This window comes from Salinimicrobium sp. 3283s (assembly GCF_039602225.1).
Lineage (GTDB): Bacteria > Bacteroidota > Bacteroidia > Flavobacteriales > Flavobacteriaceae > Salinimicrobium > Salinimicrobium profundisediminis.
The window spans coordinates 139,814-155,125 of the sequence record NZ_CP143631.1; the positions used below are offsets into that span (position 1 = coordinate 139,814).

The following is a 15,312-nucleotide window of genomic DNA, read 5'->3' on the forward strand; positions in this document are numbered from 1 at the left end:
AGCTATTATTTAGCTAATTAATACTTCCGAATTTGAATTAATTTATATACACCTCCAATTTTACAATTTTAAAAAAAATTTTCAAAATTGAGGCAAAACCCCTATATCATAAGGCATACGTTACAAAATATACATTCACAAACAGCAAAACATTCATAATTCCATAAATAATTATTAATATTTTGTTTGGAATTAATACGCAAAAACATAACTTAGCAGAAGTTATCGAAGAATAAATTCTTTCGTTTACTATTTAATTTCTGTTGAACTTCTTAAAACTAACCAAAAACAACCCTACCAGACTTATGAAAAAAATCGTAATAACCACTTATTTTCTACTTTTCTCCATCATTATGTTGGGACAAACTACAGTAGAAGTAAGCGGAAAAGTCGTAGACAATGATTCAGGAATCCCCATTCCAGGTGTCAACATCATTGAAAAAGGTACTACTAATGGCACCATGACAGATTTTGATGGGAATTTTGTCCTTGAGGCTCCCGCCAACGCAACTTTAGTAATTTCATACTTAGGCTACACCACTCAGGAAATTAATATTAACAACAAAAGCGAAATCGATATCGCGCTCCAGCAAGGTGCCGCTGCTTTAGATGAAGTTGTAGTGGTGGGTTATGGCACCCAGAAAAAGGTAAATCTTACCGGATCTGTTGCTTCTGTAGACGGAGATATGCTTGAAAGCAGAGCTATAACGAGCGTTTCTGCAGGCCTTTCGGGTCTTCTGCCGGGAGTCTCTGTAAGGCAATCTTCAGGAATGCCAGGAGCTGATGGCGGGACTATAAGAATTCGTGGAACAGGCACCTTAAACCAGGCCTCCCCAATGGTTTTGATTGATGGGGTGGAAGGCTCCTTAAATGATGTACAAAGCAATGATATTGCGAGTATTTCGGTATTAAAAGACGCAGCCTCAGCGGCTATTTACGGGTCAAAAGCTGCGAATGGAGTGATTTTGATAACCACAAAAACCGGTAAATATGGTGAGCCCACCGTCAATTTTTCAAGTGATATTGGTTGGCAGTCTCCAACTAAACTTCCAGATTATTTAGGATCTTATGATTATGCCACTCTTTACAATGAAGCGTTAGAAAATAGCGGAAAAGCAGCAAAATTCAGTGAAGAAGATTTGGAATTATTCCGTAATGGTTCAGATCCTTTCGGACATCCAGATACAGATTGGCAAGACCTGCTCTATCAAGGCTCAGGATTTGTAATGACCAATAACTTTGGAATATCCGGAGGTTCAGATTTCACTAGATATCGGGCATCAATAAATCATCAAAAACAAGAAGGTATAATTAAACATACTGGAAAGAACGAATATAACGGGAGGCTTAATTTAACTCTTACCCCCAAGAAATGGCTTACTACAAATATGAATCTATCCTACACTCAGATGGATCGTGAACAACCAAATAATGCGTATGTAGGAGGTGGTATAGACCAAATAATAAGACAAGCTAATAGAATTGCCCCCTGGATTCCTTATAAAAATGAAGATGGAACTTACGGTACAATTTCAGATGGTAACCCAATAGCCTGGCTGGATATGGGCCCACAAATAAATTACCTTAGAAAAACATTTGTAGGTATTGGATCAGTTCAAGTTGATTTAATGAAAGGCCTTAATGTAAAAGCGTTAGTTTCTCATAGAAATGTTGAATCTGATAATTCAGAAATGAATAAAGAGATTCAATACAACCCTTCGAAATATCACGGGCCTACAAAATTACTTGAAGATTTAAGCTCGAGCACACGAAACACATTAGATTTAACAGCCAATTATTTTAGTACGCTAAATGAAGTACATAATGTAGCGGTATTAGCTGGTTATCATGCCGAATCTTTTAATTATAAAAGAACTACCGCCTACCGTGAAAACTTCCCAAGTACCGAACTCCCCAATTTAGATGCAGGGTCTACCAATGGAATGAAGAACTCAGGCTATACAAGAGATTTAAATATGGTATCATGGTTTGGCCGAATAAATTATGATTTTGATGGACGTTACTTACTTGAGGCTAATGTACGCGCTGATGCTTCCTCCAGATTTGCTGAAGACAACAGAGTGGGAGTTTTCCCCTCCTTTTCGGCAGGATGGAGAATTTCAGAAGAAGCATTTTTTGAAAACGCCAAAAGCATATTTAATGATTTAAAACTTAGAGCCTCATGGGGCCAGCTGGGTAACCAGGATGCCTTAGATGACTATTACCCAACAATTCCTACCTTAGGATTAGGTGCCGACTACCCATTTAATAGCACCATAACTCCTGGTGCTGCCGTGATAAATGCAAAAAACGAAGCCTTGATCTGGGAAAAAACTACCAGTTATGGTTTAGGGCTTGACACACGAATATTTAACAGGCTAGATCTAACTGTAGATGTGTATAAAAAACTTACCGAAGGTATTATTATGCAAGTGCCGGCGCCTAATGAATTTGCTTTAAATAACTTCTTCGATAACGTTGGAAAACTTGACAATAAAGGGATAGAAGCTACCCTGAATTACAGGGATACATTTGGAGACCTTGATTTTGGCTTTGGAGCAAACCTGGCCTACAATAAAAATGAATTGGTTCAACTGGCAGGAACCGATCAAATTATTAGTGGACGCCAAATTCGCCAATTAGGAAAATCTCTGGATGCCTGGTACGGCTATAAAACAGATGGTTTACACCAAAGTCAGGCAGGTATTGATAATTATCCCACCAATACAATATATGGCAACCAGATAAAGCCAGGTGATTTAAGATATGTTGACACCAATGGAGATGGCGAAGTAAATGCCGATGACCGGGTGCTATTAGGTAACTCTACACCAAATTTCAATTTTGGTTTTAATTTAAACTTGGGATATAAAAACTTTGATTTATTAGCCCTCTTCCAAGGTGCAACAGGTGCTTATGGCTATATGGATTTTGATGCTATTGGAGCCGTTAACGGCGATGCCCAAAAACCATCTGCCATTTGGTTAGATAGATGGACACCAACTAATACCAACACTAGTGTACCACGACTCGTAGATGGAATATATGGCCCTAGTATGCCACAAAACTCAACAACAAGTTACTGGTTGAGGAGCACAGATTATTTGAGGATGAAAAACCTTCAAATTGGATATAACATTCCCCAAAATATTTTAGAAAGCTGGAATATCTCACGCCTTAGAGTGTATTACAGTGCCCAAAATCTCTTTACAGTTACAAATTATCTCAAAGGATGGGATCCAGAAGCACCATCAGGACGTGGTAGCAGCTATCCAGTCGTAATGACTAATTCGGTAGGATTGAACTTAACTTTTTAATTTAAAAAATATGAGAAAAATAATATACTTACTGGGAATAGTAGTTACGTTAAGTGCTTGTGACGATTCATTTTTAGAAACAGCACCAAATGACGCTCTCTCCCCTTCCACTTTCTGGAAAAATGAAAAAGATTTAGAGCTGGCACTCACGGGAATATATAATGGATTTGAAAGTGGAGGTTCCCTGATGTACCGTGATGCAGGCTCAGATAACGCATATAATAATTTCCCATGGGAAGGCTGGACCAACATAGGTAATGGAAATGTTTCTGCAGCAGACCCGGGGGCTTCATATTATAATTTTGGAACCATAAACCGAAGTAATGAATTTCTTGAAAATGTAGATAAAGCAACTGAAGTCTCAGAAGAAAAAAGGGCCATTTATAAAGCTCAGGTACGTTTTATTAGAGCATATAATTACTATGTACTTACTACGAATTATGGCGATGTACCTTTGATTACCGAAAACTTTGCCACTCCCGAAGAAGCTAAAGTTCCACGAGATTCCCGGGAGATCATCCGCAAATTTATTGAAGACGAATTAAAGGATGTAATTGGAGTAATCCCAGAATCTTATCCCGGAGGAGAATATGGTAAAGCTACAAAGGGCGCAGCTCAAGCATTGCTTATGAGATATTACCTCTACTTTAAAGAGTACAGCAAAGCTTTGACAACTGCTAAAGAGATATCTGGCTATTCATTAAACCCAACTTTTGAAGGTCTTTTTGATCCGGCAAATGAACAAAACAGCGAAGTGATTTTATCGGTACAGCACACTGCAGACTTTTATGCTAGGGATTTTACTCCGTTTTTACCCAATGGACTTGGGGGCTGGTCTTCAGTAGTTCCTACACAATCATTAGTAGATGCCTTTGAAATGGCTGACGGGAAAACCATCGAAGAAGCCAGAGAAACAGGAGAGTATGATCCCTCCAATCCATACAAAAACAGGGATCCAAGATTGAGAGCAACGATTGTTTATCCAGGTCAGGTTTTTGCAAACCAGGTGTACCGATCTATAGAAGAAGGCAGTAATGACTACTACAACACAGCCGACAATGCTTCTAAAACTGGTTATAATTTTAAAAAGTATACAACTTTTATGGATTTAGATCCAGGTTCACCGTATTGGAATATGGGTAATGATATTTATATTTTTAGATATGCCGAAGTGCTTTTAACCATTGCTGAAGCGAAGGTAGAGTTAGGACAAATAGACAATGAACTATATGAAGCCATAGATAAAGTACGGTTAAGAGCAAATATGCCTGCAGTAGACAGGGCTAAATATTCATCTCAAGAAAGTTTAAGAAAATTGGTGAGAAATGAACGTCGCGTGGAATTTGCTATGGAAGGATTACGTAGAGATGATATAATACGCTGGGAAATTGCCGGTGATGTTCTTAATGGAGATTTAATAGGTGTGAAAAGAGGAACAGTTCTCGAATCCACACAACCAAATGGGGACCATAATGTATCTTTGAACCTCCCTGCAAACTTAATTGAGAACCGTCAATTTCAAGCTCCTAAAAACTATCTCTTACCTATTCCACAGGGGGCAATTGATAAAAATCCTAACTTAAAACCGAATAATACAGGATATTAAAACTTTGTCATTTATTATTTTAATTTATTTAAATATTTAGAAGAAACAAAATATACACTATTTAACTATTTGAATTTTAGCCTCTATTGTAATGCCCTGCTGAAATTTCCGCAGGGCTTTTACTATATTTTTGTTTCTGTTGCTCAGATCCTGTATCAGGCTGTAGCTAATTGTATAACTCCTCCCCCGATTTTCATGAAAAAATTAACTCTAACCTTTATTGTTGCATTAGTCCACTTCTGTGTTCTTGCCCAAAATTCCATAAATATCATTCCTGCACCCCAACAGTGGAATCCCACGGGAAGTCAAATACATTTTAAAGCAATACATGTAAAATTCCCTTCTAATATTAATGATAAAGAACAACTACTGTTAAACAGATTTAAACTTGAACTGATAGATCTTGGAATTCCCCTTATAGATGCTCCGGGTGATTCTGTTCTAAATTTGGAATTTGACACAGCGTATTTGAATATTCATGCTCAAAAGGGCGCTTACCGGATAGAACTGGGTATGAATACTGCTATAAAAGCCGACTCATATAATGGCCTGGTTCACGCTACCAGAACATTGCTGCAGTTATTCTCTCAGGCTAACCAAAATGGTAAACTTTCAGCCGGCACAATTATCGACTTCCCAACTTACGAAAAACGTATGTTGATGATTGATGTGGCCCGCAAGTTTTTTACTGTAGATGAATTGAAGGATTTTATTAGGATTATGGCCTGGGTAAAGATGAATGAACTTCATTTACATCTTAGTGATAATTCCTGGGGAGGTTACAGTGCATACCGCCTGGAAAGCAAAAAATATCCCGAACTCACAGCAAAAGATGGCTATTATAGCTGGGAAGAGATTGAGGAACTTCAGGATTTTGCAGCCTCTTACGGTATTACGATTACACCAGAGATAGATTCCCCTGGGCATTCCCTGGCCTTTACAAATATACGACCCGATCTTAAGAGCCCTTGGCTAAGTCCAAATTACCTGGATATTACTAATGAAGATACGTACGAATTTATGGAAGAAATCCTGGCAGAAGTTATTCCTCATTTTAACGCTCCAGATTTTCATCTAGGTACAGATGAGTATCGTATTAACAGCATAAAAGACGACTCCCTCAAATTTAAAATTGGAGACACATTCCTAAAATATATAAATCACTTTAATACAGTTGTCAAAAAACACGGAAAAAATGCCCGAATCTGGTCCGGATTTGAAAATATGCCAGGTAACACAACAATAGACAATGATGTGATCATAGACATGTGGGAAACCAGTGCTGCCAAAGATAAATCCCAGGAAGGATATAGTTTAATTAATTCTTCCCACTATTTCTCCTACATAGTTCCCGGAGCTCCTTATTACGGGGTGAACAATAAATTTATTTATGAAGAATGGAGCCCTCTCATCTTTAGTAATAAAAAGGAACAAAACCTGTCGCAAGGTGATCAAAATCTCCTGGGAAGTAAATTACATATCTGGAATGACTTTGGCCCCACAGGATACAATATTTCTGAAATTGCACGACTCGTGCTGCCATCCATATTTGTTTTTTCTGAAAAAATGTGGGGGACAAAAGCCTACGACTCGGTAGAAGAATTTAATAGTAAAGCAACAGCTTTAATAAAAATTCCGAACACTTCGATCCTGTCACGGTATTTCACGAATGAAAATATCATACTCAGCAAAAATAAAATTGATTTATCCGGAAGTTCAAAAAAAGAGACTTGCACAACATTAAAGAATTTAGAATATCCCTGGTCTGCAGAAATTACCCTTAAAAGAACAAGCTCCTCTCCCGGTAAAGAAGCACTGTTATCTTCACAATTGGCCACAGTTTATACAGATTTGGAATATACTTTTAAGGAAAATGACACCTCATACACAAAAAGAGGTATTGCCATTGTTCGGGCAAATCAAACAGAAGGAGATACCCCGCTAACCTCTCATAAACCAAATGTGATAATTTTTGAACATAATATTCCTATCGACAAAACAACTCATTTGAGAATATTGGGTGAAAAAGGCAAAACCACTTTATACGCTGATGGAAAATTAATTGGAAGTAAGAATATCCAAACCTTGATTCCTTTAGAATTCTTTGGCTCCTCAGTAGAATCAGTCTTTCAGGGTGTCATCCAAAATATTAAAGTAAAACAGCTTGAAGAAAAAAGACCTTTTTGACCACCCATTGGGTCTCTAAAATGAATTGGAGTCATTAATTTCAATTTCTTCTGAATAATCTAATAATCGTCTTTACAATGAAAAAATTCCAGCTTTTAGTAATCGTTCTATTAAATATTCTCCTGATTTCCTGTGAAAATAAGGAGTCTTCTAAAGAAGCATCGGTACAGTATACACAACGCATTCCCGCAGGAGAAAATTCATGGATTTCCCACAATGAACAGCACGATCATCAAACTATAACAAAAGAAGGAATCCGAAACTGGAACGGCAGCGAACCTCTAAAGACCTACTTCAGGATTTCAGGGCAAGGCGAACTAAGTGTGGGCTTACACTTAAAGACCTCTTCTGAAAAAGTTATTTTAAAGGCTACTTTAAATGGTATAAGTAAGAAAATACCTCTCAAAAATGACATTTTTGGTGATGTTTACCTGGGAGAGTATCCAATCAACCAGTCTGGATACCAGGAACTTATTTTGGAAATATTACAGCCAGATCCAGATGTTTCTGTGGATATAAATGAAGTCTTATTAGCCGGAAATGCTGCAGAAGGCGATGTGAATTTTGTAATAGACAATTTCCATTTTGGGCGTCGGGGTCCCTCTGTACACCTCCGCTACCCTATTCCGGAGAAAAGTGAAAAAACACTATATTTTTATAACGAAATAGAAGTCCCCGAAGGCGAAGATGTAATTGGATCCTATTATATGGCAAACGGATTTTCTCACGGCTATTTTGGCATACAGGTAAATTCTGAGAGCGAACGCCGCATTCTTTTCTCGGTATGGAGCCCTTACGACACGCAAGATCCTGCTGAGATCCCCGAAGACCAGAAAATCGTATTACTTAAAAAAGGCGACGGAGTGAATACGGGCGAATTCGGCAACGAAGGTTCAGGCGGGCAAAGTTTTAAACGCTATATGTGGAAAGCAGGAACAACCTACCGTTTCCTATTAAAAGGCGAACCTGCCGGTCCCGATCATACTGTCTATACCGCCTATTTTTACACACCTGAAAAAGACCAGTGGGAGCTTATCGCCAGTTTTAAAAGACCCAAGGCAAGTAATTACCTTGGTAATTTATATTCTTTCTTAGAAAATTTTGTGCCTGCCACCGGTGATACTGCTCGAAAAGCTCATTATAAAAACCAGTGGATCTATGATAAAGACAAGGGCTGGATAGAACTCACCAAGGCTATCTTTACAGCCGATGCCACGGCTAACCAAAAAGACCGGCTGGATTATGCAGGTGGTGAAATCGATGAAGGTTATTATTTGAAGAACTGTGGATTTTTCAACGATTTTACTCAAGTTGAAACAGAGTTTAGCCGCAAGGAAAATGGTTCTGCTCCTCAAATAAAATTTGAAAATCTTCCGTAGATCCTAATCAACATCTTTCCTTTAAATAATTAAATTTTTAGTAGCTATCACAACAAAAGGTAAATTATTCGATTACGAATTTATCTAATAATGAATTATATAACTCAAAATTAAAAGCTTATACTTTCGAGACTGAAAAATTTGGCTTTATACTAAATTGTAAATCGTATTCTAAAAACTGAATAACCTGTATTTAACCTTCTTAACACAATTACTATGACGCCTAAACCCCTAATTCTACTGCTTGCACTCTGTTTCTCATTGTTTTCAAGTGCCCAGGACTCCCTGTTGGCTCCTACTCCCCCCATGGGATTTATGACCTGGAATTATTTTGGAGATGATATTAATGAACAAGACATCAAATCTATGGCCGATGCTATGGTAGAGGAAGGTCTTGTAGAGCTGGGTTATGAGTACATTTTTATTGATGACGGCTGGCAGGGAGGTCGCGATAAAAGAAACAATATAATTCCCGATCCTGAAAAATTTCCTTCAGGAATTAAAGCTCTGGCAAAATACCTTCACAGCAAGGGAATGAAACTTGGTATCTATTCCGATGCGGCACAACTTACCTGTGCCGGGTACACAGCCAGTCTGGGGTTTGAAGAACAAGACGCCAAAACTTTTGCATCCTGGGATGTAGACTATTTAAAATACGACTACTGTGGTGCCCCAACCGATAGAAAAACTGCAGAGAAAAGGTACTCTAAAATGGCTGATGCTTTGCAAAATTCTGGGCGGCAGATCGTGTTTTCTGTATGTGAATGGGGACAGCGGGAGCCTTGGCTATGGGCTAAAGAGGCTGGCGGACAGTTGTGGCGAACCACTTATGATATTCGGGATAAATGGAGTGCAAACGCTCCCGAAGGCACCAACCTTCATGAAGAAAGTATTGGTTATGGAATACTTGATATTCTGGAAATCAATGCTGAACTGGATGAATATGCCGGTCCGGGAGGATGGAATGACCCAGATATGCTTGTGGTGGGGCTTCATGGCAAAAGTGGCCCTTCTGGAGATCAGGGTGGTCATGGTGCCACAAATACCGAATATCAAAGCCAAATGAGTTTGTGGTCTCTTATAGCTGCCCCATTGATGATAAGCAATGACGTGAGAAATATGGATGAAGAAACCCAGAGAATTCTAACTAATAAAGATATAATTGCCATAGATCAGGATCCATTGGGCAAACAGGGCAAAAGAGTAATTAATAAAGACAACTGGCAGGTTTTCGTGAAACCTTTAACCGATGGAAATTATGCAGTTGGTATCTTAAATACTTCTGAAAAAAAACAAAGATTTAAAGAGAACCTAGGCAGTTTAGGTTTGGACGGAAAATATAAACTGCTGGATGTATGGAGCAAAAAAGATTACAGAAAAACTGACAAATTAAATTTCCAAGTTCAATCCCACGAAACATTAGTGTTTAAACTGAGTCGATAACACTTTTTTAATATCACTGGTTTAAGTTACCACCTCAACTTATATTTCTTTTACAGAAGTCTAAATTCTTGTTATGAACATCATCAAGTCAGTTTTTTTGGTATTTGCATTTTTCTTCCTGGATGCTCCAATGTGGGCTCAAAATCCTGTAGATCAAAATTTTTCCGATAACATAACAGGACAGCATGAATTTCCAGAGACTTACTCTGAAGTTTCGAACCCCATTCCTACTCCGGTGCATTTGTGGCAGAATAAGCGTCAAAATGTAATAGGCTGGGGAAACACTGATACTCGCTACAAAAAAGAGGAACCAGCCAGGGTCGGGGATATTTCCAATAAGGTTGAGATGACCGGCTGGAAGGGTGAGCGGGTATCTGCCCAATTCGTGGTTTCGGCAGTTAAATCTCCTTTAGAACTTTCCTTTGAAGTGAGCGATTTAGTGCATAACAGTAATAAAAAGTGGAGAATAGAACAGAGAACTATTTCTACAGGGTTTGTGCGCTATGTAATGACCGATGAACTCAATAAAGATAAAAAAGGAGCATGCGGTCACAGAAACGCTAAAAATTTTGATTCTACCCTTGTGGCCGACCCTATAGATCATCTCACTAAAAGCCTTTTAATTCCTAAAAATTCGACCTGTCCCGGATGGGTGAAAATATGGATCCCTCAAAATGCTTTTCTCGGAAGCTATACAGGAACCTTAAAAGTACTGGATGGCAAAAAAGTCATAAAAAAACTGAGAATTGAGATTAACGTCAAAGACCGAAAAATACCAACCCCTCAAAAATGGCGTTTTCACCTCGATCTTTGGCAAAACCCTTACGCTGCTGCACGTTACTATCAAACCGAACTGTGGAGTAAGGCTCATTTTGAAGCTATGGAAAAAGATATTCAGCATTACGCCAATGCCGGAGGAAAATCTATTACTGCCTCTATTATGAATAAACCCTGGAACGGACAAACCTATGACCCCTTTCAATCTATGGTGACCTGGAAGCGGAAAATAAATGGGCAATGGGAATTTGGCTTTACCGCTTTTGATAAGTGGGTAGAGTTCATAATAAAAATGGGCGTAGATAAACAAATTAACTGCTATTCCATGGTGCCATGGCGGTTATCCTTTGAATATTTTGATGAAGCCAGTAATTCTATGAAAATTGTAGAAACGGAACCCGGGGAAAAAGAATATGAAGAAATGTGGGGCGCAATGCTCACCTCATTTGCCGCCCATCTCAAAGAAAAAGGCTGGTTTCACAAAACCTATATTTCTATGGACGAGCGCCCTATGGAAGTGATGCAGGAAACCATAAAGGTCATTAAAGCAGCCGATGCAAATTTCAAGATTTCATTTGCAGGTGGAAACCATCCAGAATTATATGAAGAAATTGATGACTACTGTCTTTCTATGGAAGAGTCATTTCCCCAGGAAGTTAAGGAGGAGCGTAAAAACAATAGCAAGATTAGTACTTTTTATACCAGTTGTGCACATGCTGCTCCCAACAGTTTTACTTTTAGTCCGCCGGCCGAGAGCGAATGGTATGGCTGGTATGCAGCTTCACAAGGTCTTGATGGATACCTGCGTTGGGCTTATGCCAGCTGGGTTAAAGAACCTTTACTAGACAGCAGGTTTACTACCTGGGCTGCGGGAGACACCTATTTTGTTTATCCCGGTGGAAGGACTTCCATAAGATTTGAAAAACTCCTTGCAGGCATTCAGGCGTATGAAAAAATTCTGATTTTGAAAGAAGAATTCAGAAATACCAATAATCAAAAGGCTCTAAAAGAATTGGAGGAAATCCTGCATCTTTTCAGTAATAACAACTTTGACCAAACCACTGCTTCCGAAGTAATAGAGAAAGCAAAGCTTGTAATCAATTCCTTTTAGAAGGCCTGATGTACCCAAAAAAGCTTGTCAAAAATGGCATTTTTCACCTGAAGAATTCCTCTACATAACCTCCATAACCTTCAAATTTTGTGGAGGATTAAGCCTATATATTCTCCTGTTCAGCCAGTAAATAAAGGCTGATCTTGACCATGAGCGGAATTGTGTCCTATTCCTTGAGACACTTAGAAGATGCGGATTCAATATTCATTAATAAGTAGCTCCTTTTTTTTTTTAAACATAAAGAAGCCTGCCAGATTTAGGTAAGGTCAAAATCTGACAGGCTGCACTACTGCTCAACCAAAAATTTACAGCGGCTTAATAATATAGCTGTAACTGTAATTTTTAAAGGGCATACGGTATTTTTCTAAGGCTAAACTTCCCCAGCTGTTAATACCAGCAACACCCATTTGTTTTAAATCAATATCCAGGTAGGTATGTTCCCCTTTTTTCAAGAGTCTGGAATTTTCCTGTCCTTTTTCTGAAGAAGGATACAATTGTTCCTTAGAGTAAGGTAATGCCGAAACATTTAGCAGGTCTTCAGTAAAACTTACTTTGATACCTGTATTACGGCCATTTGAGATCTCGGCCCAACGCACATCTGTTTTATTACCAGATTCCTGTGGCCTTATATAAGGATGGTATTGCTCTTCAACACTTCCTTTGTAGATGCCAACCATGGCGCTAAATTTTCGGTCTTCATAACTCTCCCATGGGCCACGACCATACCATTTAAAAGTGTCAAATTTCTTCGGAAGCAATAACTCATTCCCGAATTTTAACAACATCTCATGATCCCCTTTAACGGCTTCAAAATTATTATCCACTTTGAGTACGCCATCATCGAAGATGGTAGTAACCTGGGTCAATTTGGCATCTCCCTGTAACACGTCATAAATAACTTTAACCTGAGTGGCACCTTCTGCGTTTTTACCATGCGTAAACTCTACAACTTCAAGTTCAGGCTGCTTTAGATAATCAAGTTTCCTGTTTAGTCCGCCACCAAAGTCATTATCAACCAGGGGCCTAAAAAGGCTTAATTGCGGACCTTTTTCTATGAGAACATCCCTTTTGTACTTATAATCTGAAAACCTTCCGGTTGTTTTATTAAAACTAATTGAAAAAGAACCTTTTGAAAAGCTTATCAGGTCACCTTTTTCTTCAACTTTCAAATCTACAGCTTCTAAAACCTGGTTTTCAGAAACAGGAGGAGTAACAGCAAACTCGGCTTCGGCTAAAAGAGTACCGGGGGCTACAAAACCTTCTTCCTGAGCAAGTATACCGGTAAAATGCAACCTGTATTCTGCTGTCGTATCTGTAGGCACACTAAAAGGAAGCTCTACTGCAACTGTATTTCTTGGAGCTATAGAAAAACTTCCTAATTTTTCAGATTTTACCACTTCTCCATTTTTGAGCAATTCTACAGAGAATTCATAATTAGAAAGATCCCTGAAGAAATATTTATTGAAGATCTCTACTTTCTCTTTATCTTCAGTTAAACTGAAACCTACTTCCTGGTATACCTTGCGCACCTCATTCGCGTGTGGATTCCAGCTACGATCGGGCATAATAACTCCATTTATTAAAAAGTTATTATCACTTGGAGTACCTTCAGGCCCCCAGTCGCCGCCATAGCCAAACACCTTTTCTCCATCTACCTCCTTGTAAATTCCCTGGTCTACCCAATCCCAAATATATCCTCCCTGTAGTTGAGGGTATTTTTCTATAACCTCCCAGTACTCTTTAAAGTTACCAAGGCTATTTCCCATTGCGTGAGCATATTCACTCATAATGTATGGACGATCGGGGTTACTTTGTGCCCAACGCTCCATAGACGCCGGGTGAGGGTATTGAGGTACAATGATATCAGTATTCCACTCGGTAGTAGAACGCTCGTATTGCACCGGCCTGGTAGGATCAAAGCCTTTAAGCCAGTTATAGGCTTTATAAAAATTATACCCATTCCCTGCCTCGTTTCCAAGGCTCCAGGCAACAATCGAAGGATGGTTTTTATCCCGCTCTACCATTCTTTTGATTCGCAACATGTGGGCATGCTCCCATTCAGGATCGTTACCTAAAGTGCTTTCAGGTTCGTAATACATCCCGTGGGATTCAATATTGGCTTCATCAATAACATAAAATCCGTATTTGTCGCACAACTCGTACCAGTAAGGATCATTTGGATAATGAGAAAGTCTCACCGCATTCATGTTGAGCTCTTTCATAATACGAATGTCTTCGCGCATCTGCTCCCGTGTCATTACATGAGCAGTTTCTGGGTGAGATTCGTGGCGGTTTACGCCTTTAAACCAAACAGATTTACCGTTGACTAAAAACTGATATCCGTCTATTTCATAAGATTTAAAACCAACATTGGTGTGAATCACCTCCTTCACCTTTCCTTCGGAATCTAAAAGTGTTAATTCGAGAGTATACAAATTTGGTGTTTCAGCCGACCAATGGTGTACATTCGGAATTAATTCTTTGAACTGAAGCACTGTTTTTCCAAGCTTCCGCTTAAGACCAATTGTCTTTTGTTCAGCTTTATAAATTTCATTGTGAGAAGCGTCAAAAAGTTTAACTACTACTGTATTTTCTCCCTGATCTTCATCAGTATGGTTCCAAAGCTCCAGGTCTACTGAAAACTCTCCGTCAGTATAATTATTGGTTAATCCACTTTTAACAAAGAGGTCGTAAAAATGCACTTTTGGACGGGCGTATAAATAGACATTTCTTTGAATCCCACTAATGCGCCAAAAATCTTGCGCCTCCAGGTAACTGCCGTCACTCCAGCGACGCACTTCTATAGTAATCTGGTTCTTACCAGGTTTAACAAAATTGGTAAGTTCATATTCAGATTCCAGTTTACTATCTTCACCTAAGCCCACATACTCGCCATTGACATAGAGTCTAAAAGCCGATTTTACAGCTCCCAAATGGATAAATACCGGCATATCACTCCAGTTTTCAGGGAGTTCTATCTCCCTGCGGTAAATACCTGCAGGATTTTTTTCATTTTCAATAAAAGGCGGATTTGGATTCTTAACGGCAAATTCAAAAGGGTGGTTCACATAGATTGGTGTTCCATAGCCATTAAATTCCCAGTTTGCCGGCACCTTAAAATCGTCCCAGCCCGAATCGTCAAAATCTACAGCCTCAAAATTATCGGGAAGATTATTATAATGTTCGGTCCAAAAAAATTTCCAGGTTCCGTTTAGGTCAAGAAAACGGTTAGAAGCTTCTTTGTTCCTCTCTTGGGCTAATTCTTTGTTTTCATAAGGAAAATAAGCAGCACGCATAGGGAGCCTGTTTTCTGCCTGCACATTTGGGTTCTCAAATATTGGATCGGGTTTACGATCTTGTGCAATCACAAGTTGGAATACTGAAAAAAAAGCCAGTATTACTGTTGAGGTACTTCTAAATAAACGCATGGACATAGAGGTTAATTTTGATTTAATTAGGGGTTAGCTTCGGAAAAAATATTCAGTTGAAATG

7 protein-coding genes are annotated in these 15,312 nt (G+C 38.8%); 6 read left to right on the forward strand and 1 reads right to left on the reverse strand.

From position 1 onward, the window contains the following. Positions 1 to 305 precede the first annotated feature (305 nt). From VS868_RS00715 to VS868_RS00740, 6 genes are all read left to right on the forward strand, one after another. Positions 306 to 3,317 (forward strand): TonB-dependent receptor, encoded by a 3,012-nt coding sequence (locus VS868_RS00715; RefSeq protein WP_345598858.1) that lies wholly within the window; start codon positions 306 to 308, stop codon positions 3,315 to 3,317. Between the two features lie 10 nt (positions 3,318 to 3,327). Next, on the forward strand, positions 3,328 to 4,923 hold the full coding sequence (locus VS868_RS00720) for a RagB/SusD family nutrient uptake outer membrane protein (protein ID WP_345598859.1): 1,596 nt from the start codon (positions 3,328 to 3,330) through the stop codon (positions 4,921 to 4,923). A gap of 195 nt (positions 4,924 to 5,118) precedes the next feature. Next, positions 5,119 to 7,110, forward strand: coding sequence for a glycoside hydrolase family 20 protein (locus VS868_RS00725; protein ID WP_345598860.1), 1,992 nt, complete (start codon positions 5,119 to 5,121; stop codon positions 7,108 to 7,110). 77 nt (positions 7,111 to 7,187) lie between these two features. Next, on the forward strand, positions 7,188 to 8,489 hold the full coding sequence (locus VS868_RS00730) for a DUF3472 domain-containing protein (RefSeq protein ID WP_266068962.1): 1,302 nt from the start codon (positions 7,188 to 7,190) through the stop codon (positions 8,487 to 8,489). A 216-nt stretch (positions 8,490 to 8,705) separates the two neighbouring features. Further along, entirely contained in the window at positions 8,706 to 9,932 is a 1,227-nt protein-coding gene (locus tag VS868_RS00735) for a glycoside hydrolase family 27 protein (protein ID WP_345598862.1), read from the forward strand. A 73-nt stretch (positions 9,933 to 10,005) separates the two neighbouring features. Next, positions 10,006 to 11,820: a glycoside hydrolase domain-containing protein gene (locus tag VS868_RS00740; RefSeq protein ID WP_345598863.1), complete on the forward strand. Its 1,815-nt coding sequence runs from the start codon at positions 10,006 to 10,008 to the stop codon at positions 11,818 to 11,820. A 305-nt stretch (positions 11,821 to 12,125) separates the two neighbouring features. On the opposite strand, the gene VS868_RS00745 is transcribed toward VS868_RS00740, so the two are convergent. Then, complete coding sequence (locus VS868_RS00745) at positions 12,126 to 15,254, reverse strand: glycoside hydrolase family 2 TIM barrel-domain containing protein (RefSeq protein WP_345598864.1); 3,129 nt, start codon at positions 15,252 to 15,254, stop codon at positions 12,126 to 12,128. Positions 15,255 to 15,312 lie beyond the last annotated feature (58 nt).

Excerpts from the sequence above, each read along its gene's own strand:
- VS868_RS00720 (WP_345598859.1), top strand. The coding sequence starts at position 3,328 with ATGAGAAAAATAATATACTTACTGGGAATAGTAGTTACGTTAAGTGCT.
- VS868_RS00735 (WP_345598862.1), top strand. The coding sequence starts at position 8,706 with ATGACGCCTAAACCCCTAATTCTACTGCTTGCACTCTGTTTCTCATTG.
- VS868_RS00740 (WP_345598863.1), top strand. The coding sequence starts at position 10,006 with ATGAACATCATCAAGTCAGTTTTTTTGGTATTTGCATTTTTCTTCCTG.
- VS868_RS00730 (WP_266068962.1), top strand. The coding sequence starts at position 7,188 with ATGAAAAAATTCCAGCTTTTAGTAATCGTTCTATTAAATATTCTCCTG.
- VS868_RS00725 (WP_345598860.1), top strand. The coding sequence starts at position 5,119 with ATGAAAAAATTAACTCTAACCTTTATTGTTGCATTAGTCCACTTCTGT.
- VS868_RS00745 (WP_345598864.1), bottom strand. The coding sequence starts at position 15,254 with ATGTCCATGCGTTTATTTAGAAGTACCTCAACAGTAATACTGGCTTTT.
- VS868_RS00715 (WP_345598858.1), top strand. The coding sequence starts at position 306 with ATGAAAAAAATCGTAATAACCACTTATTTTCTACTTTTCTCCATCATT.